The organism is Kitasatospora sp. NPDC059088, from assembly GCF_042738155.1.
Classification (GTDB): Bacteria; Actinomycetota; Actinomycetes; order Streptomycetales; family Streptomycetaceae; genus Kitasatospora.
The window spans coordinates 185,646-209,527 of the sequence record NZ_JBHYGR010000001.1 but is presented as its reverse complement, the minus strand read 5'-3'; the positions used below and the strand labels follow the sequence as shown (position 1 = coordinate 209,527).

Below are 23,882 nucleotides of genomic sequence, written 5' to 3'. Positions count from 1 at the left end.
GGGCGGGGGGGGGGCGCCGCCCCCCATCCCAACTGCAACCTCCTCTCTTAAAAATTTTAAATAATTAATTTTTTTTTATCGTGTGGTTTTTTTTTTTTTTTGTGTGCGGGGCCCCCCCGGCTGTCTCAGGCCGTGCGCCCCAGCGTCGCCAGGTAGGCCCGCCAGCCGCCGTGGTGGGTGATCTCGCGGTGCACCCCGCGCTCGACCTCGCCGCGGGCGAGCAGCATCGAGAAGCACGCGGAGCCGTCCTCCAGCTCGATCACACCGAGCTCCAACTCCCTGGGCTCGCCGGGCAGGATGACGTCCCGCAGGCGCTCCAGGCTGACCTCGTACAGCTCGCCCTCGATCGCGGTGTCGACGGACGGGTCGGCCAGCAGTCCCGGGCAGACGTCCGTGCCGCCGCTGTGGTCGATGGAGAAGAAGCGGTAGCCGGCCGCGGTGCGGGCCGGGCCGATCAGGGCGTCGGCGACCTTCTCGTGGAACGGTCCGCCGACCATCGCCTGGCCGTTGAAGAAGATGCGTGCCATCGGTGAACTCCTCAGGAGGGTAAGGCCGTACGAAGAAAAAGACCGTTCCGCACGGCGACGAGAGGACAGGTGGATTCGTCGCCGTACGGAACGGAGCAAAGGGCGGCGGAACTGCTACGGCCCGGCAGGCGGCAGCGGTGGCGCCGGTGGGTAGATTGGTGCTCAGCCCAGCAGGGGAAGCGCGGGGAGGGTCAGGAAGTCCGCGAACTCCTCGGCCAGGGCGACCTGTTCGAAGAGCTGGGCGGCCTCGCGCCAGCGGCCGGCCCGGTAGGCCTCGTCGCCGAACTCGGCGCGCAGCTCGGCCAGTTCGGTGGCGACCAGGGTGCGGACCAGCTCGGCGGTGGCCTTCTCTCCGGTGTCGGACAGCACGACCCCGTTGTGGATCCACTGCCAGATCTGCGAGCGCGAGATCTCGGCGGTGGCGGCGTCCTCCATCATGTTGAAGATGCCGACCGCACCGAGCCCGCGCAGCCAGGCCTCGATGTAGCGGAGGCCGACCTGGACGGCGTTGTGCAGTCCGGCCCGGGTGCAGGTGCCCCCGGCACCGGCGATGTCGAGCAGTTCGGCGGCGGTGACCGGCTCGGCGGGGCCCGGGTTGTCCTTCTGGTTGGGCCGCTCGCCGAGCACCGCGTCGAAGGAGGCCCGGGCGACCGGGACGAGGTCCGGGTGGGCGACCCAGGAGCCGTCGAAGCCGTTGCCGGCCTCGCGGTCCTTGTCCGCCTTGACCTTCTCCAGCGCGGCGGCGTTGACCTCCGGGTCCCTGCGGCTGGGGATGAACGCGGCCATCCCGCCGATCGCGTGGGCGCCGCGCTGGTGGCAGGTCCGCACCAGCAGCCGGGTGTAGGCGGCCATGAACGGCGAGGCCATGGTGACGCTGTTGCGGTCCGGGAGGATGTAGTGCTCGCCGGCGTCGCGGAAGTTCTTGACGATCGAGAACAGGTAGTCCCAGCGCCCGGCGTTGAGGCCGGCCGCGTGGTCGCGCAGCTCGTAGAGGATCTCGTCCATCTCGAAGGCCGCGGTGATGGTCTCGATCAGCACAGTGGCCCGGACGGTGCCGTGCGGGATGCCCAACTCGGCCTGGGCGTGGGTGAACACGTCGTTCCAGAGCCGGGCCTCGAGGTGGCTCTCGGTCTTCGGCAGGTAGAAGTACGGGCCGGAGTTGGGGTCCTCGGCGCCCTTGGCGATGAGCCGGGCCGCGTTGTGGAAGAAGTACAGGCCGAAGTCGACGAACGCGCCGGCTACCGGGACGCCGTCGACCAGCAGGTGGTTCTCGTCCAGGTGCCAGCCGCGCGGGCGGACCACGACGGTGGCGAGTTCGGCGGCGGGCTTGAGGGTGTAGGCCTTGCCGGCCGAGCTGGTGAAGTCGATCCGGCCCTCGAAGGCGTCGATCAGGTTGACCTGGCCGCTGACCACGTTCTCCCAGGTCGGGGAGGTGGCGTCCTCGAAGTCGGCGAGCCAGATCCTCGCCCCGGAGTTGAGCGCGTTGATGACCATCTTGCGGTCGGTGGGCCCGGTGATCTCGACCCGGCGGTCCTGGAGGGCGCGCGGCGCCTCGGCGACCTTCCAGTCGCCGGCCCGGACGTCGGCGGTCTCGGGGAGGAAGTCCAGCGTGCCGGTGCGGGCAATCTCCGCCCGTCGGCCCTTCCGCCTGGCCAGGAGCTCCTGTCGGCGGCCCTCGAAGGCGCGATGCAGGCCCACCACGAAGGCGACCGCCTCCGGGGTGAGCACCTCCTCGGCCCGATGGACGCGCGGTCCGGCGACAGTGACGACCGGAGCGGCGGGGGAGGCGCCGACGGGCCCCTGAGCTGCAGCCATGAGCAGGACACTCCTAAGACGGTTGAGCCTGGCGAAGGGAGCTCCGGTGGGAACTTCCTCGGGAACTTCCTCGATCGTTACCCACCTGTCGGCGGGTTCGATTCTGTAAGGTGGAGACTAGTTTCCGCGATACAGAATTTCAACGGTTTGTTGAAGAGGTCGCCGGGACTCTACTCCTCCCCGACAGCGAAGGGAACGCCGGTGGTTGCGACCCCCGACACAGCATCGACGACAGGCGCCGACCGCGCGAGCGGCGGCGTGCAGTCCGTCGAGCGCGCCTTCCAACTCCTGGAGGCGCTGGCCGACTCGGGCGGCGTGGCCACTCTCAGTGAGCTCTCCACCAGCTCCGGCCTCCCGATGCCGACCATCCACCGACTGGTTCGTACCCTCGTCCAGCAGGGCTATGTCCGCCAGGACACCGCGCGCCGCTACACCCTCGGCCCCCGGCTGATCCGGCTCGGCGAGACCTCCGGCCGCCTGCTCGGCAGCTGGGCCCGCCCGTACCTGGCCGAGCTGATGGAGGCCACCGGCGAGACCGCCAACCTGGCGGTGCTGGAGGGCGGCGAGGTGGTGTACGTCGGGCAGGTGCAGTCCCGGCGCTCGATGCGGATGTTCACCGAGGTCGGACGGCGGGTCCAGCCGCACTGCACGGGCGTCGGCAAGGCACTGCTCGCCCAGCTCCCCGAGGACGAGGCGCGCGCGGTCCTGGGCCCCAACCCGCTGCCCGCACACACCGAGTACACCCTCACCGACCCGCAGGAGCTGATGGACCAGCTCGCCGAGGCGCGCGAGCGCGGGTACGTGGTGGACGACCAGGAGCAGGAGATCGGCGTCCGCTGCATCGCGCTCGCCGTCCCGGGCGCGCCGACGCCCACCGCGCTCTCCGTCTCCGGCCCGGAGGCCCGGATCCGGGCGCTGGAGGAGCAGGCGGGGGCGTCCGCACTGGTGCCGGTGATGCACCAGATCGCGGCCCGGCTGGGGCAGGTCCTGGCACCCTGACACTCCGTCAACCACCTTGGCCGGCAAGAGCGATCGGGCCATGACCGACTCCCCGCCGTTCGAGTGGCGGTGGGCGAGTTGCGGCGCCCTCGCGGCGGCGGCTCGGACACCCTGGTGCGGACGCGGCCCGCGACGGTGCGGGCCGCCGGAGCACGGGAGCAGGGTGAACGGCGTGGAGCAACACGGAGTACGGGGCGGCGCGGGGCGCAGGAGGTTCGGCCGGGCCGGATTGCTGGCGGCGGTGACGGCGGGCTGCGCGGTGGCCGCGCTGGCCACCGGGCCCTCCTGGGCGGTGCGGCACCCGGTGCCGCGCCCGGATCTGGGAACCGTCGCGCCGGGCGCGCCCGAGGCGTCCACTCTGCCCGCCGTGGTCGCCAAGACGTCCCGCTCCCACCTGGAGGTGGTCCGGATCGACCCGGATCCGGCGCCGCCCGGCGGCACCACCACCATCCACGCCTTCGTGGCCAATCTGGGCCCGGACACCACCGCCTCGTCGCTCACGATCACGGTCACCCTGCCGAACGGGGTGACCCCGGAGGGCCCCTACTTCCCCGAGGACTGTGCCGTCATCTCGCGCGGCAGGCAGGTGCGCTGCGTGTTCGGTCCCGGGCTGCCGGACGGGCGCAGCGTGACCGCCCTCGTCCCGGTCCAGCTCTCCGACAATCTGCCGCTCGGGATCCTGGAGGGCGGCTCGGTCGAGGTGCGCAGCGCGGACGACCCGGGCGGCAGGGGCCACCGGGAGGAGTTCGACATCAGGGTCGTCGAGACGGCGGGCGACTGACGGACCGGATCGCCCCACCGGTCACCGGCCGCCGGCGAGCGGCTGCCGGGCGCCCGATGACCGGTGGGGCGGGCTCGTGGTTACCGGTAGACGTGGTTACCGGTAGACGCGGACGTAGTCGGCGGCCATGGCGATCGGGGCGTTCCCCTGCGGCGCCGGGTGGTACTTGCCCGCGCTCACCGAGAGGTTGAGGATCAGGTACGCCGAGAAGTTGGCCCCGACGCCCTTGCCGTCCGAGAACACCTTGACGCCGTTGACGTACCAGTCCACCGAGTTGGCGCCGTAGTAGGTGCCGATGGTCACCCACTGGTCGGTGCCGATGGCGCTCGCGTCGGTGTAGTAGTCGGGGTTGCCGGGGTTGACGTGGTTGGTCAGCTCCAGCAGGTTCGGGTTGTCGGGGTGGTACTCGAAGGAGTCGATCTCCCCGTTGCCGTTCTTCCAGGTCCACAGGGCGGGCCAGGCGCCGGTGCCGGCGGGCAGCTTGACCCGGGTCTCGGCGTAGTCGCCGGTCTTGACCTGGAAGCCCTCGGCGGAGCCCTCGGTGGTCAGGAAGCCGGTGTTCCAGGACTGCTTGCCGTTCTCCAGCGTCGGCCCGCCCGGGGTGGCGGTGAAGGTGGCGACGCCGTTCGCGACGGTGACGTTGTTCTTGTTCAGCCAGTCGAGCTTGTTGTCGTCCGGGTTGTGGTTCCCGTACTTGTACGAGGTGCTCTTGTCGCCGACCCAGCGCTGGCCCCAGTTGATCGGGCCGTTGAACTCGTCGGACCAGGTCAGCGACTTGCCGGCGATCGGGGAGGACGGCGCCGGGGTCGTCGGGGTGGCCGTGGCGGTGGGGGTCGGCGTCGCGGTCGGGCTCGCGGTGGGGGACGCGGTGGGGGACGCGGTCGCGGTGGGCTTCGCCGTCGGGCTCGCGGTCGCGGTCGGAGTCGCGGTGGGCTTCGCCGTCGGGGTCGCCGTCGGGGACGGGGCCGGCGTGGGCGTACCCGTGGCCGAGACCACCAGCTGCTGCGAGGGCAGGTTGTGCCAGGCGCCGCCGAGGTCCTGCCAGAAGCCGAACTGGGTGTACGTCCCGGCGGCCAGGGTGCGGGCGGCGCTGGTGTAGGTGAGTCCGCCGGGGCAGATCTGCACGTTGCTCGCGTTGCCCGGGAAGTCCAGGTTGGTGCCGCGCGCGTCACGGACTCCGACGCCGACGGTCTTGGCGGTGAAGCAGGACGAGGAGTGCAGGGCCAGCGAGGCCGTGCCGGCCCTGCCGGCGACCATGGTGGCGGGGGCGAGCCGGTCCTGGGTGACGGTCGGGCCGGTGGCGGCCTGGGCGCCGGAGACGGACGGCAGACCGAGCAGGCCGGCGCCGGTGATGGCGAGCGCCCCGGTCGTGGCGAGGGCGGCGTTGCGGCCGCGGTGGGACGGACGGGCGTGGCGGGGCGCGCGACGGCGCCGGGCAGGCTGGTGCATGGGGGTCCTCTGCCACGCCTGCGAGGTGAGCTGTCGGATTCGGGCTGCAGTTGCCCGGCCGCCTGTGGAGCGGCTTCACCCCTAGCCACGCCCCGCACGCTGGTGCGTACGGGCCGGGCGCTGACCTTGGTTCCCCCGCTCCCGTCCGCTGTGGTGCTCGGGTACTCGCCGGCGGGTGGACGGGACTCGGCGTCCCGGCGGCGGGGTCCGCGACAGCGGACGACGACTGCAGGCTAGGCAGGCCGTCCGTGGACGGACAACCTCATGGGGCCGGTTGTCGCGCAGCTCACAGTGGTGTCGATCAACGACGCTGCGTGGCGGCCGAGTTGATCAATGGAGCCGACGCCGACCCGCGGTCCCGCCGGGCCCGCCCGGGATGGGGGTCACACACGGTGCGCGGCGCGGCGGTGGCGGACCGTGTGTGACCGCCGTGGCGTGGAGCCGCCCGAGTCCGCCCCATCGGATAAATTGGAGCCCTGGGATTTTCCGCGGTGCACAAGAGCACCGGCCGGAGCCGTACGACCCGTCCCCCGTTCCAGAGAAGAGGTTCCGCCCCACCATGACCGCGCCCCTGCCCGCCTTCGCCGGCCGTACCTACGTCTTCCGGGCCGACAACGGCGCGGCCTTCCGCAACTCCTACTCGGCCGACGGCACCCGGCTGCGCTGGGAGGGCCTCGGTGAGTCGGCGGGCCAGTGGGAGGACGTGCGACTGCACGTCGCCGAGGTCGCGCCGGAGATCTACTTCATCAGCTGGACGGAACAGAGCGGGATCACCGTCAGTCACGTGATGGACCTCAACGCGCTGACCGTACGGGCCTTCTGGACCTTCGAGGGCGAGGGCGGCCGGGTCGGCCAGCTGCACACCGGGACGCTGGAACGGGTCGCCTGACCGGCGCCGGAACGCACCGAACCCCCGGGAGCCGAGGCTTCCGGGGGTTCGGTGCGTTCCGCGGGCGGCGCCGTCAGACGGTCTGGCCCGGGTGGCCCGGCTGGTTCGGGACCTTGAGGTGCTGGGACAGCCACTCCAGCGAGGACGGCAGCAGGGCGCTCCAGGTCTCGAAGTTGTGGCCGCCGTTCTCGAGCATGCTGTAGGAGACCTTCATCGGGCTCCTCGCGGCGTCGATGAACGCCTCGGTGTCGTGCTTGTAGTTGCCGTCGCCCTTCTTGGTGCCGGCCAGCAGCACGGAGACGTCCGGCTGCGGCATGTTCTTCAACCGCCACATCAGGTCGGCCTCGTCGCGGCGCTGCCTGCTGCCGCCGAAGAGGTCGCCGGTGGTCGGGTCGTCGGCCGCCTCGTAGTACCCGGACAGGGACACGGCGGTCGGGAAGACGTCCGGGTGGCGCATGGCCAGCTTGAGCGCGCAGTAGCCGCCGGTGGAGTTGCCCATGAAGGCCCAGGCCCGGGGGTCGGCCGAGACCCGGTAGCTGGCCTGGATCGCCGACGGGACGTCCTTGGTGAAGTACGTGTCGGACTGGGCGCCGCCCGGGATGTCCTCGCACTCGGTGTCCTGCGGCAGGGCGGGCGAGGGACGCATCAGGACCATGACGGTCGGCTGCATCCGGCCCTCCTGCAGCAGCTTGAGCGCAGCACCCGGGTAGTTGAAGCGGGTGATCAGGTTCTCGGCGATTCCTGGGAATCCGGTGCTGACGATCACGGCCGGGAACTGCTTCTGCGCGTACTCGGACTGGAAGTACTGCGGCGGCAGGTAGACGAAGCCCTCGGTCGACAGCCGGCTCTCCTTGCCGTCGATCCGGACCTTGCGGATCTCGCCGGACTGGCTGGGCTCACGGCCCATCGCGCCGCCGCCCTTGACCGACGCCTGGCCTATGGTCTCGACCAGCAGTCGGCCGGAGGCGTCCGCCTTGTTGTGGATGACGACCGGGCCGGTGCTGCCCGTGCCCATCAGGTCGTCCCAACTGCTGTAGAAGGCGAAGTAGTTGTTCGCCACCAGCCCGAGCGCGGCGAGCACCGCCAGCTGGGTCGCGAGCAGCGCGCCGATCCGGCCGAGCACCGCCTGCCAGCTCTTCCGGGCGAGTCTGGGCCAGAGCCAGACCGTGCCGACCATCACCACGACCGCCATCAGCACGGCCAGTGCCAGCACCTTGTGGCTCGTCAGACCCATGTTCCAGTTGCTCCCACGCCTCGAACTCCCGCCCCCTCCGCTCAGGGACATCCGAGGAGGTCACCCCGGTTCCCCCACCGGGGCGCGCGCACCAACCCTAGCGGGAGCTGGGAGGAAGCTGATCGGGGGCTGTGGGCAAGCGGCGAACAGATGACAGAGTTCAACTTTCAGATAACAGATGACAGCGAACGGATAACAGATAACAGATTTCGAAAGTTGTTCTCTGTCATCTGTTCGCCGCTATCTGTTATCCGTCATCCGGCTGCTGTCATCTGTCCGCTGTCATCCGCTCACCGCTGGGTCGCTACTCCCCCGCCGGCCGATCCCACAGGCGCAGCCCCGCCGTGAGTTCGCGCATGCAGCGGGCGCCGAGGTCCTGCGGGGAGCCGGGGCCGGTGACGGCGGCATCGGAGCCGGCCCACTGCTCCAGGGCCACCCGGATCGCCGCCGTGGCCGCCGCCGCGGCCAGCCGGACCTCCAGCGGATCGGCGCCGTCCGGACAGCGGGCGGCCAGCACGCCCCGCAGCCGCGCCTCCGACGCGGCATGGACCCGCTGCCAGGTGCCGTCCAGCCGCGGGTCGCGCAGCAGGTCGCGGGTCCAGTGCATCGCCTCGACGGCCTCGTCGTCGGCCGGGGTGAGCGACTCGACGGCCGAGCGCTCCAGCGCCTCGCGCAGCGGGACGTCCGCCGGACTCTCGGCCAGCAGGTCCACCCAGCGCTGCCCGCCCGCCGCCAGCAGCGGGGCGACGGCGTCCTCCTTGACGGAGAAGTAGCGGTAGAAGGTGCGCAGCGAGACGCCCGCGGCGACGGCGATCTCCTCGGCGGTGGTCGCCTCGGCGCCCTGCTCGGCGAAGAGCGCGGCGGCGGTGCGGGCGATCTCCAGCCGGGTGGCGTCACGGCGGCGCTGGGTCAGGGTCGGGCGTCCGGTCACAGGGGTCAGCGTACGCAAGCGATCACGGTCCCGACGCATCGCGCCCAGGTGGCACATCGAGACTTATTGGCACAACGTGCCACATGGGCGTACCGTGTCTCTTGAGGTCGAGAGACCACGAACGAAGGAGTACCACCATGGAGCGCTTCAGCGGACGGAACGTCCTGATCACCGGCGGCGGCTCTGGCATCGGCCAGGCGACCGTGCACCGGATCCTCGCCGAGGGCGGGAAGGTCGTCGCCGTCGACGTCAACGAGGACGGCCTGAAGAAGACCCTGGACCGCGCGACCGCCGAGGGCACCGCCGACCGCCTGACGATCCAGGTCCTGGACATCTCGGACGAGGCCGCCGTGGTGGCGGGCGTCGCCGAGGCCGTCGCGGGCCTGGGCGGTCTGGACGTCCTGGTCAACGCGGCCGGCATCCTCCGCTCCTCGCACACCCACGAGACCACGCTGGAGTTCTGGAACAAGCTCCTCGCGGTGAACCTGACCGGCACCTTCCTGATGACCCGCGAGGCGCTCCCCGCGCTGCTCACCACCGGCAAGGGCGTGGTGGTCAACTTCTCCTCCACCTCCGCGAGCTTCGCCCACCCCTACATGGCCGCGTACGCCGCGACCAAGGGCGGCATCCAGTCCTTCACCCACGCGATCGCCTCGGAGTACTCGAAGCAGGGCCTGCGCGCGGTCTGCGTCGCACCGGGCAGCATCGACAGCGGCATGACCAACAACCCGGGCCTGCCCGCCGACGCCGACTTCACCCTGCTGGCCAAGCTCTCCCCCGCCCTCGGACACGGCTTCGCGGGCCCGGACACGGTGGCCGGCGTGATCGCGATGCTGGCCTCCGACGACGGCGCCTTCGTCACCGGCACCGAGCTCCGGATCGACGGCGGCACCCACATGTGAGCCCCCGGTCCGGTCGCCGGCGGGGTCCGTGCCCTCCCCCATCGGGCACGGGCCCCGTCGGCGTCCTCGTTCTCGGGCCCCCTCATGCTCAGACGCCGTCGTTCACAGGCGTTGTCGACCGGTCCGGCCAGGTGCCGCCGGGCAGGGCCACCGGGTGGAGGTCCGGATGGTCGGCACGGCCGCCACCGTACGGGCGGGCGGCGACGGCCGTCAGCGGGTCAGTCTCAGCCAGTCGCTCTCAGCCGGTCGCCCGGGCGCGGGCGTGCCGGCCGTTCGACGCCACGCCCCGCCGGGCGTCGCGGTGGGCGGCGAGGGCGTTGCCGACCGCCGCGAGCGCGGCCCCGAGCAGCAGGAACGCCACCGCCAGCAGGAAGCACGCCCCCGCGATCCGGCGGTAGCCGCCGTGTCGGGCGGGGTCGAGGAACGGGTACGGGTACCAGCCCGCGGCGTGGCCGCGGAGCAGCGCGTACGCCACGTAGAGCAGCGGGAACCCGAGCCAGCCGAGCACCGTCCGGGCCCGGAGGGGCCGGGCGGGCGGGTCGACCAGCCAGTCGGCGAGCGCGAGCAGCGGCATCACGCGGTGGACCACGTCGTCCACCCACGGGATCACCAGCGGCGCCGGGTACGTCGCCAGCAGCGTGCCGTACGCCAACCCGGTGACCACCAGGGAGAGCAGCACCGCGCCGCGCACCGCGTCCGGCACGGGCCGGCGGCCGGTCAGCCCGGCCCAGCCGCCGTAGCCGAGGACGGCCGCTCCGGCGAGGTTGGCGAGGGTGGTGAAGTAGCTGAGGAAGTTCACCACCCCGGAGCCGTCCGTCCCCGCGTGGTAGCCGGAGAAGCAGAGCGCGACGACGAGGAAGGCCGCGACGGCGAGCCGGGCGGGGGCGAGCCACGAGTGCATCGTCGGAACCGCCTCTCTGGGGCGTGGTCCGGACAGGGGCTCTTCGGATTCAAACCCCGGCGGGCGGACTCGGCCACACGAGGGACCGCATCAGGGAGCACACCAGGGGCTGTCTCGGGGCCCTCCGTGGGGTGCGCCTCAGGGGGTGCGCCAGTCCGCGGCGAGGGCGGCCGCCGGGTTGGTGACCAGCAGCAGGTCGCACAGCTCGGGCCCGAAGGTGCGGGCCAGTCGCGGGACGAGGTCGGTGAGCAGCCGGGTGGGGCCGCCGACCTCGCGGGCCGTCCGGGTGGTGGTGTCGGCACCGAGCAGGAGCCGGTGGGCGTGGCCCGCCTCGACCAGGTCGGCGATCACCTCGAAGGCCTGGAGGTCGGCGGGGTGGCCGATCCGCGAGGGACTGTCCAGGGCGAGGAAGGCCCCCTCGGCGGCGAGGCTGCGGTGCAGCGACCGGTCGGTGAAGCGGGTGAGGTGGCCGAGGAGGATCCGGTCGGGGTCGACGCCGTGCCGCCCGTGCAGCCGGTCCAGGATGCCGTGCGGGTCGCCCTCGGGTTCGAGGTGGACGGCGATCGGGGCGCCGGTGGCGTGGTGCGCCTCGGCCGCGGCGGCCGTCGTCCGGCGGGTGTGCCCGGTCAGCGGGCCCGCGTCGTCGGCGATCTTGATCAGGCCGGCGCGGACGCCCTCGGGGGCGCCGGGGAGCCCGGTGACGAGCTCGGTGACGAAGTGCTCGGCGAGCTCGGCCGACGCGGTGGGGGCGCCGGTCGTGCCGGGGGTGCCGGTCGTGCCGGTCGTGCCGGTCGTGGCGGGGGTGCCGGCGGGGAACCGGTCCTCGGGGTAGTGGACCGCCTGGTGCGCGCCGGTGGCGGCGACCACGTGGACGCCGGTCGCGCGGGACAGCGCGGCGAGGGAGCCCGCGCCGCGCCCCATGCCCTGCGGGGTCCACTGGACGAAGGAGCGGCCGCCGGCCGCGGCGTACTCGCGCAGCACCGCCTCGGCGGCGACCGGGTCGTCCAGCTCCTGACCGGGGAGCAGGGGGCTGCGGATGAAGAGGTGGTCGTGGGAGTCGGTGACGCCCAGCTCGCCGGGGGCGAGGTCGCCCAGGACGGTGCGTACGGTGCGGGTGGCGGTCATGCCACGTCCTCCGCCGAGGCGTCGGTCACGGGAGTGTCGGCCGCCGGGGCTTCGGAAGCCGGGGCTGCGGACGCCGCGAAGGTGGCGGTGGCGACCCGGAGGCCGGCCAGGGCCTTGGGCAGGCCGACGTACGGGGCCAGGTGGACGATCACCTCGGTGATCTCCTCGCGGCTCATCCCGATCCGCAGGCTGTTGCGCACGTGGTCGGCGAGCTGCGGCTCGACCCCGCCGAGGGCGGTGAGCGCGGCCAGGTTGGCGATCTGGCGGTCCCGCAGGGCGAGGCCGGGGCGCTGGTAGGTGCCGCCGAAGAGGCTGGTGACGATCCAGTCGGCGAAGCCCGGGGCGATCGCGTCCAGGCCGCCGAGGGTCCCGGCGGCGGCCGGACCGGCGAGCTCGGCGAGCAGGGCGTAGCCGGCTTCGCGGTCGAGCGGCGCCGGTGTGAGGTCGGCGGGGGCGATGGCGGTAGGGGCAGTGGGGGTGGTGGGGATCGTGGCGGGCATCGCGGTGTGGGGACCTTTCACCAGTGGCGGCCGGCCGGCAGCCGGTCGAGTTCGGGGCGGGACAGGTGCAGCACCCGGAAGCGGGTGCCGGGCGCGTCGTCCGGGGCGGGACCGGACCACAGGGCGAGGCTGAGCAGTTCCCAGCGGCTCGGGTCCACGGCGACGGCCGCGGTGTGCAGGGCGGGGTTCGACGGGTGTGCCGGGAGCCCGGCGAGGGCCCGCTCGACGGCCTCGGCCGGATCGGCGCTCTCCGGGAGCCGGACGACCGTACGCGTGGCGGTGCTCGGGGCCTCCGTCCGGTCGCCTTCGGCCAGGCCCGCGCCGAGCCAGTGGCGGACGACCGGGCGGCCGAAGTCGGCGCTCAGGCCGCGGAAGCCCGGGCCCCAGAGAAAGCGGTTCATGCCTTCGGCGGTGCGCCAGAGGTAGAACGGCGCGTACTGGTTGACCGGCGAGCCGTCCTGGCCGCGTTCGCGGACCAGGTACGCCTTGAGGCCGAGGCCGGGGTGGGTGTCCAGCAGGTGGCCCTTGTCGGCCACGCGCCGACGGATGACGGCCATGTCGTAGTCGGCGGGAAGGGTGATCTCGTACTGCATGGCGTGCACGGTGGGCTCCCTGGGTCGGGGGCGGGTGTCGGCCGTCGAGTCGCCGTCTCCGGTCAGGCCCGGCGGTGGGCGCCCAGCAGGCCGAGGGCGCCGCGGACGGCCTGGTTGAAGGGGGCGGCGCTGTCCGCGGCGCGGGCCAGGACGTAGCCGCCCTGGACGACGGCGACCACGGCCGCGGCGGTGTCCGCCGGGTCGAGGCCCGCGGCGAACTCGCCGTGCGCCTGGCCCTCGGCGACCAGCTCGGCGATCCGGCCGCGCAGCCAGTCGAAGGTCTCCTCGACGGGGGCGCGCAGCTGCGGGTCCGCGACCACGTCAGGGTCCTGGGCCATCCGGCCGATCCGGCAGCCGCGCAGCACCTCGCGGTCGCGGTGCAGGTAGGCGGCGATCCGGTCGTACGCGGTGCCCGGGGCGGCGAGGTCGGCCTCGGCGATGCCCCGCAGCTGCTCGGCGCTGCGGCGCAGGGCGGCGGCGGCGAGGTCGGGCTTGCCGTCGAAGTGGTGGTACATGCTGCCCTGGCCGACGCCGGAGCGCTGCTGGATGGCCTTCGGACTGGTGCCGACGTAGCCGCGTTCCCAGAGGAGGGCCTGGGTGCTCTCGATGAGGCGGTCCTGGGTGGTCATGGCTCCACTGTACATACCAGTAGGTACAGAGGGAAGGGGTTTCTCCGGCACGGCGGGCGGGACCAGGGGTGGGCGCGGTGCCACCAGGGGTGGGGCCGGCTTCGGTCGACTTCGGTCGACTTCGGGCGACTTCGGCGGAGGCGGAGGAAAGACCGAGGGCCGTGCGCCGCCCCCCGGCGGCCACGGCCCCTCGACCGTTCGTCATCCCCCGCGCCGGCCAACGGCATTCGGCCCGGCCCGGTGGCGCGCGTCACGTTACGCACGGTGTCGAGCGTCACGCCGCGTAGGGAGTGCGCGGCGCCCTGCGCGGGCGGGCGCTCAGGGCAGTTCGCGCCGGATCACCGGTGCCACCTCGGCCGCGAACAACTCCAACTGCTCCCGCTGCACCTCCTCGGTGAGCGCGTCGACCCCGATCCCGACCACCTCGTTGCCGAAGGCCTCGTGGTAGCGGTGGATCTTCTCGACCACCTGTTGCGGGCTGCCGACCAGGGCCGAACCCTCCTCCAGCGCGTCCTCCAGTGAACGGAACGGCGAGTTGTTGTGCTTGCCCGCGGCCGAGTTGACCATGGCCTCCCAGTACGGCCGGTAGCCCTCCACCGCGTCCTGCGAGCGCCTGGCGACGTACAGTCCGCCGAAGCCCGCGCCCACCCGGGCCTCCTTCGGGTCGCGGCCGTAGTGCTCCCAGCGCTCGCGGTAGTCCTCCACCAGGGCCCGGTACTTGGCCAGCGGATGGAAGGAGTTGGCGGAGAACAGCGGATCCCCGTAGCGGGCGGCGAGGTCGGTCGAGCGGGTGCTGGTCGCACTGCCGTGCCAGACCGGGATCGGGTCCTGGAGCGGGCGCGGCGACACGGTGGCCTCCGTGAGCGGCGGACGGGTCGAGCCCCGCCACGTCACCTTCTCCTCCCGCCAGAGCCGGCGCAGCAGACCGTAGTTCTCGGCGAGTGCCTCCCACTGACGCTCCTCCGGGAGGCCGAACAGGCCGAAGTGGCGCGGGTCGTTGCCCTTGCCGATGATCAACTCGATCCGGCCCCCGGAGAGTTGGTCGAGCATCGCGTAGTCCTCGGCGACCCGGACCGGGTCCAGGATGCTGAGCACCGTCACCGTGGTGAACAGCCGGATGGTGCTGGTGCGGGCGGCGATCGCACTCAGCAGCACGGGAGGCGCCGGGGAGAGGAACGGCTCGCCGTGCCGCTCCCCCACCCCGTAGCCGTCGTAGCCGAGCTGCTCGGCGAGGACGGCCTGGTCGACCACGTTCCACAGCTTCTGCTGCGGGGTGCGGTGGATGCCGGTGACGGGATCGGGGGCGTTGGCGACGAGGGACGAGACGGTGAACCGCACGGCGGTCTCCTAGGGGCGCTCGGTGGTCGGACGACGGAACGGCGCTGGGCCGTCCGGGGCGCTGCGGGTGCGGGACGCGCGGGATGCGGGACACGCGGGGTGCGGGACCGGTGCGAGGAGCCCGAGGTACGGAGCCCGTCACGGGGAGTCCGTGACGGGGAATCCGCGACAGAGTGGGCGTGGCACCGGCGGAGGCGCGGTACGGCGGCGCTGCGCTCGGACGGGCAGCACCGGAGGTGGACCGGGGCGGGCCTGGCGGCCCGCGGGCGGCGTCAGCGCACGGTGCTGCGGCGGTGACGGCGACAACAGCGGGGCACGACGGTCACGGTGGCCTCGGCCGCTACGGTCCGGACTGCCATCACGCTCCCCCTCCGCCTCGTCCGCGCGCGGCCGCACCCGGCCCCGCGCCGTCCCACCTGGTCCTCCGCGAGGATAAGCAGCGGAGGGAGGCGGGGCAAGACACTCCCAGGGACTTGATCGGGCGGAGCCGACTGGCAAGATGTCCGGCATGAGCTACCTCGCCGCGGATGACCGCTATGCCTCGATGACCTACCGGAAGGCCGGCCGCAGCGGAGTTCAGCTGCCCGCCGTCTCACTGGGGCTCTGGCACAACTTCGGTGACGCCCAGCCGCTGGAGGTGCAGCGGGCGGTGCTGCGCCGGGCCTTCGACCGGGGCGTCACCCACTTCGACCTGGCGAACAACTACGGGCCGCCGTACGGCAGTGCGGAGCGCAACTTCGGCTACCTGTTCGCGCAGGACTTCCGGCCGTACCGCGACGAGCTGTTCATCGCCACCAAGGCCGGCTGGGACATGTGGCCCGGCCCGTACGGGAACGGCGGCAGCCGCAAGTACCTGCTGGCCAGCCTGGACCAGTCGCTGGACCGGATGGGGCTGGACTACGTCGACGTCTTCTACTCGCACCGCTACGACCCGGACACCCCGATCGAGGAGACGATGGGGGCGCTCGACAGCGCGGTGCGCTCGGGCAAGGCCCTGTACGCGGCGATCTCCAACTACCCGGCGGAGCAGCACCGGGAGGCGGTGGCGATCCTGCGCGAGCTCGGGACGCCGGTGCTGCTGAACCAGTCGGCGTACTCGATCCTCAACCGGAACGTGGAGGAGGGCGGCGTGCTGGAGGCGGTGGGCGACACCCGGACCAGCCTGATCGCCTATTCGCCGCTCGCCCAGGGACTGCTGACGGACCGGTACCTCTCGGGCCGGGTCCCGGCCGGCTCGCGCATGTCGGTGGGGAAGTTCCTGACCGAGGAGGTGCTGACCGAGTCGAAGCTGGACCAGCTGCGGGCACTGAACAAGGTCGCCGAGGAGCGCGGACAGACGCTGGCCCAGCTCGCCCTGTGCTGGGTGCTGCGGGACCCGCGGGTGGTCTCGGTGATCATCGGTGCGAGCAGCGTGGACCAGCTGGACCAGAACCTCGACGCACTGGCCGGCGGGCCGCTGACGGAGGAGCAGCTGGCCGAGATCGACCGGCTGAGCGTGTGACGGGAACTTGGTTGGGGCGACGGGGCACTGCGGCGGGTGACGGATGACGGATAACAGCTGACAGATTTCGAAATCTGTCAGCTGTTATCTGTTATCTGTTCGTCGACATCCGTCATCCGTCACCCGTCGGCCAGCGGCCAGCGGCCGAGGGCCGTCAGCGGCGAATACCCAAGGCCGGAAGAACCGTTTCCGCTACTCGATGGGCCTCCTCCAGCAGCGGGTTCCCGGAGAGGATGAAGGTGTCGACGCCCAGCGCCTCGAACTCCTTCAACCGCTCGACCACCTGGGCCGTCGACCCGACCACCGCCGTCCCCGGACCGGGCCGGAACAGGCTCATGCCAGGCCAGAGATTGGGGTAGGCCTCCAGCTCCCGGGCACGCGCCGGGACCTTTCCGCCGTGCTGGCGGAACTGGCGCTGCCACCCGACGCCGTCCTCCCCCTCGGCGGATCCCAGCTGCCGGGCGTACGTCGCCTCGCTCGTCACGTCCAGCAACCGGTCGGCGGCGGCCCAGGCCTCCTCCTCGGTGTCCCGGACGATCAGGTGCAGCCGCAGCCCGATCCGCAGGCTCCGTCCGTGCGCGGCGGCGCGTTCGCGGACCAGGTCGAGCTTCTCCTTGAGCAGGTGCGGCGGCTCCCCCCAGGTCAGGTAGACGTCCACGTGCTCGGCGGCCATCTCGATGCCGGCCGGCGAGCTGCCGCCGAACCAGAGCGGGATGCCACCGGGCTGCGCCGGGGTGAGCTCGCGCAGGCTCGCACCCGCGTTCTTCAACCGGTAGAACTCGCCCTCGTGGTCGAAGACTTCGCCGGCCGTGAGGCGCTTGACGATCGACCAGTACTCGGCGCTGAGCCGGTAGCGGTCGTCGTGCTCGACGTCCAGACCGTACTCGCGCAGCTGCGCGGTGGAGCCGTTGACCACATTGAAGCGCAGCCGCCCGCCGTGCAGGTGGTCGAAGCTGAGCGCCATCTTGGCGAGCAGGGTGGGCGAGACCAGTCCGGGGTGGACCGCCAGCAGCGGCTTGAAGGCCGGCCCGGTGGCCGCGGCGAGCGCGCTGCCGAGCGTCCAGACGTCGTACAGGTCGGTGGCGAGCAGCGCGCCGGTGTAGCCCAAGCGCTCGACACTGCCCGCGAGTTGCTGCAGGTACCGGAGGTCCACCGGGCGCCGGCCGGACGGCTCCCACGGGTAGTGTCCTTCGCGCGGGATGATGTACCAGAGGACTTCGGAGGCCACGGCTCAGCGGTCCTTCCCGAGCGCGGCGGCCACCGGGGCCTCCAGAGCGGACAGTTGGGCGTCGGCGACGGTCAGCGCGCGGTCGATGAAGCCGACCCGGTGGAAGATGTCCGCCGCCTCCTGCTGCTCGGCCACGAACGCGTCGGTGGCCGGCTCCAGTTGCCAGGGCAGCGCGACGAGCGCGGCACGCCAGTCGGCGACCGTTCCGCCCAGCTCCCGGGCCGCGATCGCGGCCGCCTCGGCCGGATGGGCGGCCGCCCAGGCGTCCGCCCGGCGCAGCGCGGTCGTGATCGCGGCGACCACCTCGGGGCGGTCGGTGGCGAAGTCCCGGCGGGTGAAGAAGACCGAGCGGTCGGTGATGACGTCCCCGGTGCGGACCAGCGCGCGGAACTCGCCACTGCGACGGGCCGCGGCGAGCTCGGCGCCCTGGGCGATCCAGCCCGCGATCTCGCCCTCGCGCAGCCTCCGGGCCTGGTCCTCCCCTGCCACCGGCCGCGCCGGTGTGACGTCCTCACCGTACGAAAGCCCGTGCGCGTCCAGGGCCTTGGCGAGCAGGTGGGTCTGCCAGGAGCCGACGCCCAGCACGACGGTGCCGCCCTTGAGGTCGGCGACCGTACGGACCGGTCCGCCGTCCAGGACGAGCAGCGCGCCGTGGTCGGGGCGGGGTGCGGAGACCACCGCGTACACCAGGTCGTGGCCGGCCGCCTGGGCGGTGATCGGCGGGGTCGAGCCGGTGCCGCCGAAGTCGATGGTGCCGTCGGCGAGCAGCTCGCCGGTACGGGTCCCGTCGGTGTAGTGGTGGAACGCGCCGCTCTCCCCGAGCGGGGCCAACTCCTCGTCCAGGTAGGGCAACCGGGCGAGGTAGTAGAGCGTGGGATTGCTGGCGTGGACGCCGAGGGTGACGGTCATCTGGTCAACTCCGGTGGTGCGTAGGGGCTCGTGCGGAAGACGTGCGGTGGGGTTGCGGGGGAGGGTGGAGCGGTCGAGCCGCAGAATGGCGGTGCGATGGAGTGGTGGAGTGGTGGAGCGATGGCGTGGTGACGGCGTGGCGGAGCGCCGGTTCAGTGGACGCCTAGGTCGGCGAGCAGTCGGCGGCGCAGGTCGGCGAAGGCGGGGTCGGCCGGGTCCCGGGGGCGTTCGACACCGACGGGTTCGTCCCGGACCAGCAGCCCGTCACGCAGAACGGCGACACGGTCGGCGAGCCGGACGGCCTCGTCCACGTCATGGGTGACCAGCAGCACGGCGGGGCGGTGGCGGCGGACGAGATCGCCGACCAGGTCCTGCATCCGCAGCCTGGTCAGGGCATCCAGTGCCGCGAACGGTTCGTCCAGGAGCAGGAGTTGCGGTTCGCGCACGAGCGCCCTGGCCAGTGCGACGCGCTGCGCCTCGCCACCCGAGAGGGTGGCCGGCCAGTCCTCGGCGTGCCGCTCCAGGCCCACCTCGGCGAGTGCCTTCAACCCGGTCTCCCGGGTCGCCGCGCCGCGCGGCAGACCGACCGTGACATTGGCCAACACCCGCTTGGAGGGGACGAGTCGGGGCTCCTGGAAGACCACCGTGCGGACCGGCGGCACCAGCACGGTTCCCCCGTCGGCTTGGTCCAGCGCGCCGAGGATCCGCAGCAGGGTGGTCTTCCCGGTGCCGCTGGCGCCGAGCAGGGCGACGAACTCGCCCCGGGCGATGGACAGGTCGACGCCGTCGAGTACGGCCCTGGTGCCGAACACCCGGCGCAGGCCGCGCAGATGGACGGCGGGGGCGGTATCCTCGGCGGTCGCGGCGGCAGTCACGGCGGCGGTCTCAGTGGCGGTCTCAGTGGCGCTCGCGGCGGTGCTCACGGCAGCGCTCACGGTCGAGGCCGGAGCGGAGGCCGAGTCGGTGGGGGCGGTCATCGGGCAGCTCCTCGGACGGCGCGGCGCCACGGCATCAGCAGCCGTTCCAGGATCCGGACGATGCCGTCGGCGGCGAGGCCGAGCAGACCGTAGATCAGGATGCAGACGGCGAGCACGTCGGTGCGCGAGTAGTTCTGGGCCTGGGCCATCAAGTAGCCGATGCCCTCGGTGGAGTTGATCTCCTCGGCGGCGATCAGGGCGATCACGCTGAGCGTCATGGAGAGCCGCAGGCCGGACAGCAGGGAGGGTAGCGCCCCGGGCAGCACGACCGTCCGTACGATCGCCCAGCGGCCCAGGCCGAAGCTGCGCATCGCCTCCACCAGCTTGCGGTCGGTGTTGCGGACCCCGCCCGAGGCGGAGACGTACATCGGGAAGCTGGTGGCCACCCCGATCAGGGCGACCTTCGCGGTCTCGGTGATGCCGAACCACACCATGAACAGCGGGACGAGCGCCAGGAACGGTACGGTGCGCAGGACTTGGACCGCGGAGTCGAGCAGTTCCTCGCCGAGGCGGGTGAATCCGGTCACCACGCCGAGCACCAGTCCCGTGGTGGCACCGAGCAGCAGTCCGAGTCCGGCCCGGGTGAGCGACACGGTGAGGGCGTCGGTCAGCTGACCGTTGCCCCACAACTCGCCGACCGCTTCGGCGACCTGGGACGGTGAGGCGAGCACATCCTGGGTGAGCGCGCCGGTGGCGGAGGCGAGCGCCCAGCCGCCGAGCAGCGCCAGCGGACCGAGCGTGCGCAGCAGCACGGCGAGGGCGCGCGGACGGGGCCGTCGGAGCTGGGCACGCGGCGTCACCAGGCCCGCGGCCCGGGCCGCCCGGGTGCCCTCGGAATCCTGTTCCCTTGCGAGCACGGTCACTTGGCACCACCGCCGAAGGTGTCGATGTCGATCAGGTACGGCTTGACGTCGACCAGCTGCTTGGTGACCTTCTGGTCGGCGAAGAACTGGGCGACGGTGCCGAAGCGGGCGGTGTCGGCCGCCGAGATGGCGTCGGCCGGAGTGCCCTGCCGGCTGACGTTCACCGCGACGTCCTTCTCGGCCGGGGTGACGGCGGTCGGGCCGGAGTCGGTGAAGACGTTGAGGTAGGCGGCCGGATCGGCCTTCTCCTTGGCGCCGTTGTCGCGCAGGTAGGCGTAGAAGGCCTTGACCACATCGGGGTGCTTGTCGGCGAAGCCGTTGCGCACCGCCCAGACCGCGTAGTTGTCGGAGCCGATCGCCTTGCCGTCGACCAGGAAGTGCGCGCCGGCGTTGGCGATGGTGGGCGTGGAGAAGGTGTTCCAGGTCGCCCAGGCATCCACCTGGCCGGAGTTGAAGACTCCCGAGGTCTGGTCGGCGCGCAGGTAGACCCGCTGGACCTGGTCGGCCGGGACGCCGTTCTTCTCCAGCGCCTTGAGCAGGAGGTACTCGCTGGTGCCGCCCTGGGAGACGGCGACCTTCTTGCCGACCAGGTCCTGCACGGTCTTGATGGGCGAGTCGTTCTTGACCAGGATGCCCTCGCCGACGCCGTCGGGGGCGGTCTGGGCGAACAGCTTGAAGCCGGGCTTCTGGGCGAGCGCGGCGACGGCCGAGGTGATCGAGCCCTGGGCGACGTCGAGTTGGTCGGCGGACAGGGCCTGCGCGGCGGGGGCGAAGGGGCCCGCGCTGCCGGTCCAGGCCACCTTGGCGTGGACCGCCGCCAGGGCCCGGTCCAGCGAGCCGTCCTTCTTGCCACGGGCGAGGAAGCCGTTGTTCCCGGGGTCGGGCAGGCGGAGCACGGCGTCGGCCTTGCCGCCGGGCCCGCCTGCGGCGGAGGCGCTGCCCCCGTCGGCGGACGAGCCGCAGGCGGCCAGAGCGGTGGTGGCGAGCAGCGCGGTGGCGGCGAGGGCGAGGCGGGCGGTGTTCACGGGGTCTCCAAAACGGGTGACAGATGACAGCTGACAACTTTCGAAAGTTGTTCGCTGAACTCTGTTATCTGAAATCTGTTCGCTGAAGGTTGTTCGCTGAAAGTTGTTCGCTGAACTCCGCCGGACTCCGCCGAGCGGCCTCGGACGGCAACGGGCGGCGTCGGGCAGCACCGACCGACGCCACCGAGCGGCACGGCTGACCGGCATTGCCGACTGGCCGGACGAACGAGCGGACGGTCAGCTGGACACGCTCGCCACTTGCTCCCCTCCCGCAGCCCGCCGACCGCGCAGCAGGTCGCGCGCGGCGCGGAGCGGCTCCGGGTCGGCCCAGGCACGGATGTCGACCGGTGCCGCGAGGAAGCCCTGCCCGGCGAGGAAACGTTCCTGCTGGGCCAGCAGCCCCAGCCGCTCCTCCGAGAGGTCCAGATGCAGCGTGCGATGACTGCCCGCCGCATAGGCGCCCTCGACGCCCTCCGCACCCGCGCCGGTCTCGGCCTGGAGGATCCTGGCCACCTCCACCGGACGCTCGGCGGCCCAGTCGGCGGCCTCCAACAGGACCGCCAGGAAGCGGGCGACCAGCTCCGGGTGCTCGTCCAGCAGCCGCTGGTGGACGGTGACCGGCCGGGGCGTGCCGTTGTTGACCCGGGCCCGGCGGTCCGGAGCCGCGTCCAGCTCCACCGCCACCTCCGCGCCGATCCGGCGGGCCGCTTCGACGGCCAGCGCCCCCTTCACGTACACGGCGTCCACCAGGCCGTCTCGCAATGCGGACAACTCGGCGGACCACTGCCCGCCGCCCGGGACGGCCGGGACGTCGACCAGTTCGGCGTCCTCCAGCCCGAGACCCGCGAGCGCCAGGGCGCCCCGGAAGCCGGCCAGGGCCATGGCCCGCCAGAAGTCGATGCCGATCCCATGATGTGGAACCGCCAGCCTCAGCCCGCGCAGCTGCCCGGGCTCACTGATGCCGCTCCCGGCCCGGACCAGGACGACCTGTCGCTCCTCGATCCAGGTCAACCCGATCAGCCGGGTCGCCTCGCCGCGCGAACGGGCCCACAGCGCGGGGACGTTGCCGCCCTCGCGAAAGAGCCCGGTGAGCGCGTGGGTGTAGTGGTGGTCGGCGGCCACCTCCGGCGGGGCGTCCTGGAGCGAGCGGACGGCGATCCCGTCCGGGGCGAACTCCCGTGCCAGCCAGCCCTGATCAGCGGCGATACCGGTCGCGGTGGGCACCGGGCAGCGGGTGAACCAGAGGGTTTCGGGGACGGCGGAGGAGCTGGGCGAACGACTGGGCACGGGGCGTGGTCCTCTTCGGGGGCTCCGACGGCGGTCGGAGGCAGCGGAGTTCGGGTGCGCCGCCGCCGCACGGCACGGCGCACGGCGGCGAGCGGGAAGCGGAGCGCGGAGCGCACGGCGCACGGCGTACGAAGGCGCAGGAGGAGCGGGACGAGGAGCGTCAGCGACAACAGGGACAGGAGGGAACACACCGGTGGGACGTCACGGCGCTACTCCTTCCGGTCCGGCGCACGGGGATCCACGCGTCGCGGCACACGGGTGCACCGAGCGCGGGCGAGGTGGGGTGGCGACGACGATGGCGATGGCGCGCCGTCCGTACCGAGGAGCCGGGCGGCGCGATGCGAGGAGCGTTCCACGCCGGTCGAGCCGGAGGCAAGCCTTTGCCACATGGTGGGATCAGTTGTTCATCAACGCCATTCCATTGCAACGTCGTTGACACATCTCCGCAGCACTCGCTGCCCTACGCTGAGACTCCCTCCGGCGCGCCGCCCGGAGCCACGAACCGAACGCGAGGTGCCATGGCCGAGGCCGCCACCGCCGTCCAGAGCCCCCCGGCCGGCGCCCAGGCCGTCCAGCGCGCACTCGGACTGCTGCACTGCTTCCACGACAACGGCCCCGACCTCAGCGCCTCGGACCTGGCCCGTCGGATGGACCTCTCGGTCTCCACCGCGCACCGGCTCGCCCGCACGCTGGTCAGCGCCGGATTCCTGGAGCAGGACGATCAGACGGCCCGCTACCGGCTGGGTCCGGCGGTCGCCGAACTCGGCCAACTCACCTTCCACCAGCGCGGACTGCACCTGGCCGGCCCCGAGCTGGAGCTGCTCTCCCGACGCACCGGAACGACCGCCGACCTGGCGATCCGCAGTGGCCCGCACGCCGTCATCCTGGTCGGCGGCTCGGTCCGGCCGGACACCGGGCTCGGGCTGCGCCGCCCGCTGCACTCCACAGCGCTCGGCAAGGTCCTGCTCGCCTGGCCGCGCGCAGGCGAGGCGGCGGTGTCCGCACTCGGCCCGCTACCGTCCTTCACCGACCGTACGATCACCGAACCGTCGCTCCTGGAAGAGGAGTTGGCTCGGGTGCGGGCGGCCGGTCACGCGCTCAACGACGGCGAGTCCGCCGCCGGGGTGCGGACGCTCGCGGTTCCCGTACTGGACGCCGCCGGGCAGGCCCGGTTCGCGCTCGCGGTCCGCTCGACCCCGGCGCACCTCACCGACGACCGCCTGGACCGGTTCCTGACCCCCGCCCGGACCTGCGCCGAAGCCCTCTCCGTCCTCCTGCTGCCCCCCGACCAACGGGCCTGACCCGGGCGCCCGCACAACCGGTCCATCCGACTCGTACCGCCCGCCCACGCGCAGCGCCAACACGCGGCAGCGGGGGGGGCGCGCGGGGGGGCAAGAGGGGGGGGCGGCGGGGGGGGGTGGGGGCGCGCCCCCCCGGGGGGGGGGCCCCCCGCGGGGCGCGGGCGGGGGGGGCGCCCCG

23 protein-coding genes and 1 riboswitch are annotated in these 23,882 nt (G+C 72.6%); of the genes, 6 read left to right on the top strand and 17 right to left on the bottom strand.

Annotated elements, in window-relative coordinates:
- Window positions 1-125: 125 nt before the first annotated feature.
- A complete protein-coding gene (locus tag ACFWXO_RS00930; protein ID WP_380521132.1) occupies window positions 126-527 on the bottom strand; it encodes a gamma-glutamylcyclotransferase in 402 nt (133 codons plus the stop codon).
- A gap of 162 nt (window positions 528-689) precedes the next feature.
- Entirely contained in the window at window positions 690-2,342 is a 1,653-nt protein-coding gene (aceB, locus tag ACFWXO_RS00925; RefSeq protein WP_380521130.1) for a malate synthase A, read from the bottom strand.
- A gap of 201 nt (window positions 2,343-2,543) precedes the next feature.
- On the opposite strand from aceB, the gene ACFWXO_RS00920 reads away from it, so the two are divergent.
- Both ACFWXO_RS00920 and ACFWXO_RS00915 read left to right on the top strand, forming a co-directional pair.
- Complete coding sequence (locus ACFWXO_RS00920) at window positions 2,544-3,341, top strand: IclR family transcriptional regulator (protein WP_380521128.1); 798 nt, start codon at window positions 2,544-2,546, stop codon at window positions 3,339-3,341.
- A 172-nt stretch (window positions 3,342-3,513) separates the two neighbouring features.
- The gene (locus ACFWXO_RS00915; protein WP_380521126.1) at window positions 3,514-4,122 is read left to right on the top strand and encodes a hypothetical protein; all 609 of its coding nucleotides are present in this window, start codon (window positions 3,514-3,516) and stop codon (window positions 4,120-4,122) included.
- 96 nt (window positions 4,123-4,218) lie between these two features.
- Here the strand turns inward: ACFWXO_RS00915 and ACFWXO_RS00910 are convergent, their stop codons facing one another.
- Window positions 4,219-5,571 (bottom strand): hypothetical protein, encoded by a 1,353-nt coding sequence (locus tag ACFWXO_RS00910; protein WP_380521123.1) that lies wholly within the window; start codon window positions 5,569-5,571, stop codon window positions 4,219-4,221.
- A gap of 7 nt (window positions 5,572-5,578) precedes the next feature.
- Window positions 5,579-5,686: riboswitch (cyclic di-AMP (ydaO/yuaA leader) on the bottom strand.
- A gap of 444 nt (window positions 5,687-6,130) precedes the next feature.
- Between ACFWXO_RS00910 and ACFWXO_RS00905 the strand changes: the two genes are divergently transcribed.
- Complete coding sequence (locus tag ACFWXO_RS00905; RefSeq protein WP_375891436.1) at window positions 6,131-6,460, top strand: MoaF N-terminal domain-containing protein; 330 nt, start codon at window positions 6,131-6,133, stop codon at window positions 6,458-6,460.
- A 73-nt stretch (window positions 6,461-6,533) separates the two neighbouring features.
- Here ACFWXO_RS00905 and ACFWXO_RS00900 read toward each other — a convergent pair whose 3' ends face one another.
- A complete protein-coding gene (locus ACFWXO_RS00900) occupies window positions 6,534-7,694 on the bottom strand; it encodes an alpha/beta hydrolase (RefSeq protein WP_380521122.1) in 1,161 nt (386 codons plus the stop codon).
- A gap of 304 nt (window positions 7,695-7,998) precedes the next feature.
- Window positions 7,999-8,625: a TetR family transcriptional regulator gene (locus ACFWXO_RS00895; protein ID WP_380521120.1), complete on the bottom strand. Its 627-nt coding sequence runs from the start codon at window positions 8,623-8,625 to the stop codon at window positions 7,999-8,001.
- Window positions 8,626-8,762: 137 nt separating this feature from the next.
- Between ACFWXO_RS00895 and ACFWXO_RS00890 the strand changes: the two genes are divergently transcribed.
- Window positions 8,763-9,527, top strand: coding sequence for an SDR family NAD(P)-dependent oxidoreductase (locus tag ACFWXO_RS00890; protein ID WP_380521118.1), 765 nt, complete (start codon window positions 8,763-8,765; stop codon window positions 9,525-9,527).
- A gap of 238 nt (window positions 9,528-9,765) precedes the next feature.
- On the opposite strand, the gene ACFWXO_RS00885 is transcribed toward ACFWXO_RS00890, so the two are convergent.
- The 6 genes from ACFWXO_RS00885 to ACFWXO_RS00860 all read right to left on the bottom strand — a co-directional run bounded on the left by ACFWXO_RS00885 (window position 9,766) and on the right by ACFWXO_RS00860 (window position 14,613).
- Window positions 9,766-10,428 (bottom strand): Pr6Pr family membrane protein, encoded by a 663-nt coding sequence (locus ACFWXO_RS00885; protein ID WP_380521117.1) that lies wholly within the window; start codon window positions 10,426-10,428, stop codon window positions 9,766-9,768.
- Window positions 10,429-10,566: 138 nt separating this feature from the next.
- Complete coding sequence (locus tag ACFWXO_RS00880) at window positions 10,567-11,553, bottom strand: phosphotriesterase (RefSeq protein ID WP_380521115.1); 987 nt, start codon at window positions 11,551-11,553, stop codon at window positions 10,567-10,569.
- Window positions 11,550-12,053: a carboxymuconolactone decarboxylase family protein gene (locus ACFWXO_RS00875; protein ID WP_380521113.1), complete on the bottom strand. Its 504-nt coding sequence runs from the start codon at window positions 12,051-12,053 to the stop codon at window positions 11,550-11,552. The genes ACFWXO_RS00880 and ACFWXO_RS00875 overlap by 4 nt, the downstream gene beginning before the upstream one ends.
- 17 nt (window positions 12,054-12,070) lie before the next feature.
- Window positions 12,071-12,655: a DUF4865 family protein gene (locus ACFWXO_RS00870; RefSeq protein ID WP_380521111.1), complete on the bottom strand. Its 585-nt coding sequence runs from the start codon at window positions 12,653-12,655 to the stop codon at window positions 12,071-12,073.
- 53 nt (window positions 12,656-12,708) lie between these two features.
- The gene (locus ACFWXO_RS00865) at window positions 12,709-13,275 is read right to left on the bottom strand and encodes a TetR/AcrR family transcriptional regulator (RefSeq protein ID WP_380521109.1); all 567 of its coding nucleotides are present in this window, start codon (window positions 13,273-13,275) and stop codon (window positions 12,709-12,711) included.
- Window positions 13,276-13,593: 318 nt separating this feature from the next.
- Complete coding sequence (locus tag ACFWXO_RS00860; RefSeq protein ID WP_380521107.1) at window positions 13,594-14,613, bottom strand: LLM class flavin-dependent oxidoreductase; 1,020 nt, start codon at window positions 14,611-14,613, stop codon at window positions 13,594-13,596.
- 508 nt (window positions 14,614-15,121) lie between these two features.
- On the opposite strand from ACFWXO_RS00860, the gene ACFWXO_RS00855 reads away from it, so the two are divergent.
- Window positions 15,122-16,114: an aldo/keto reductase gene (locus ACFWXO_RS00855; protein WP_380521105.1), complete on the top strand. Its 993-nt coding sequence runs from the start codon at window positions 15,122-15,124 to the stop codon at window positions 16,112-16,114.
- A gap of 154 nt (window positions 16,115-16,268) precedes the next feature.
- Here ACFWXO_RS00855 and ACFWXO_RS00850 read toward each other — a convergent pair whose 3' ends face one another.
- The 6 genes from ACFWXO_RS00850 to ACFWXO_RS00825 form a co-directional block, all read right to left on the bottom strand.
- Entirely contained in the window at window positions 16,269-17,342 is a 1,074-nt protein-coding gene (locus ACFWXO_RS00850) for an LLM class flavin-dependent oxidoreductase (RefSeq protein ID WP_380521103.1), read from the bottom strand.
- Window positions 17,343-17,345: 3 nt separating this feature from the next.
- Window positions 17,346-18,251, bottom strand: a complete 906-nt coding sequence (locus ACFWXO_RS00845) for an ABC transporter substrate-binding protein (RefSeq protein ID WP_375891414.1) — start codon at window positions 18,249-18,251, stop codon at window positions 17,346-17,348.
- A gap of 152 nt (window positions 18,252-18,403) precedes the next feature.
- Window positions 18,404-19,228, bottom strand: a complete 825-nt coding sequence (locus ACFWXO_RS00840; protein ID WP_380521100.1) for an ABC transporter ATP-binding protein — start codon at window positions 19,226-19,228, stop codon at window positions 18,404-18,406.
- On the bottom strand, window positions 19,225-20,091 hold the full coding sequence (locus tag ACFWXO_RS00835; protein WP_380521098.1) for an ABC transporter permease: 867 nt from the start codon (window positions 20,089-20,091) through the stop codon (window positions 19,225-19,227). The genes ACFWXO_RS00840 and ACFWXO_RS00835 overlap by 4 nt, the downstream gene beginning before the upstream one ends.
- Window positions 20,088-21,116 (bottom strand): ABC transporter substrate-binding protein, encoded by a 1,029-nt coding sequence (locus ACFWXO_RS00830; RefSeq protein ID WP_380521096.1) that lies wholly within the window; start codon window positions 21,114-21,116, stop codon window positions 20,088-20,090. Before ACFWXO_RS00830 ends, ACFWXO_RS00835 begins: the two co-directional genes overlap by 4 nt.
- 237 nt (window positions 21,117-21,353) lie before the next feature.
- Window positions 21,354-22,403 (bottom strand): ABC transporter substrate-binding protein, encoded by a 1,050-nt coding sequence (locus tag ACFWXO_RS00825; RefSeq protein ID WP_380521094.1) that lies wholly within the window; start codon window positions 22,401-22,403, stop codon window positions 21,354-21,356.
- 518 nt (window positions 22,404-22,921) lie between these two features.
- Here ACFWXO_RS00825 and ACFWXO_RS00820 point away from each other — a divergent pair.
- Window positions 22,922-23,704: an IclR family transcriptional regulator gene (locus tag ACFWXO_RS00820; RefSeq protein WP_375891406.1), complete on the top strand. Its 783-nt coding sequence runs from the start codon at window positions 22,922-22,924 to the stop codon at window positions 23,702-23,704.
- Window positions 23,705-23,882 lie beyond the last annotated feature (178 nt).

Excerpts from the sequence above, each read along its gene's own strand:
- ACFWXO_RS00930 (WP_380521132.1), bottom strand. The coding sequence starts at position 527 with ATGGCACGCATCTTCTTCAACGGCCAGGCGATGGTCGGCGGACCGTTC.
- aceB (WP_380521130.1), bottom strand. The coding sequence starts at position 2,342 with ATGGCTGCAGCTCAGGGGCCCGTCGGCGCCTCCCCCGCCGCTCCGGTC.
- ACFWXO_RS00910 (WP_380521123.1), bottom strand. The coding sequence starts at position 5,571 with ATGCACCAGCCTGCCCGGCGCCGTCGCGCGCCCCGCCACGCCCGTCCG.
- ACFWXO_RS00905 (WP_375891436.1), top strand. The coding sequence starts at position 6,131 with ATGACCGCGCCCCTGCCCGCCTTCGCCGGCCGTACCTACGTCTTCCGG.
- ACFWXO_RS00900 (WP_380521122.1), bottom strand. The coding sequence starts at position 7,694 with ATGGGTCTGACGAGCCACAAGGTGCTGGCACTGGCCGTGCTGATGGCG.
- ACFWXO_RS00890 (WP_380521118.1), top strand. The coding sequence starts at position 8,763 with ATGGAGCGCTTCAGCGGACGGAACGTCCTGATCACCGGCGGCGGCTCT.
- ACFWXO_RS00885 (WP_380521117.1), bottom strand. The coding sequence starts at position 10,428 with ATGCACTCGTGGCTCGCCCCCGCCCGGCTCGCCGTCGCGGCCTTCCTC.
- ACFWXO_RS00880 (WP_380521115.1), bottom strand. The coding sequence starts at position 11,553 with ATGACCGCCACCCGCACCGTACGCACCGTCCTGGGCGACCTCGCCCCC.
- ACFWXO_RS00875 (WP_380521113.1), bottom strand. The coding sequence starts at position 12,053 with ATGCCCGCCACGATCCCCACCACCCCCACTGCCCCTACCGCCATCGCC.
- ACFWXO_RS00865 (WP_380521109.1), bottom strand. The coding sequence starts at position 13,275 with ATGACCACCCAGGACCGCCTCATCGAGAGCACCCAGGCCCTCCTCTGG.
- ACFWXO_RS00855 (WP_380521105.1), top strand. The coding sequence starts at position 15,122 with ATGAGCTACCTCGCCGCGGATGACCGCTATGCCTCGATGACCTACCGG.
- ACFWXO_RS00845 (WP_375891414.1), bottom strand. The coding sequence starts at position 18,251 with ATGACCGTCACCCTCGGCGTCCACGCCAGCAATCCCACGCTCTACTAC.
- ACFWXO_RS00840 (WP_380521100.1), bottom strand. The coding sequence starts at position 19,228 with ATGACCGCCCCCACCGACTCGGCCTCCGCTCCGGCCTCGACCGTGAGC.
- ACFWXO_RS00820 (WP_375891406.1), top strand. The coding sequence starts at position 22,922 with ATGGCCGAGGCCGCCACCGCCGTCCAGAGCCCCCCGGCCGGCGCCCAG.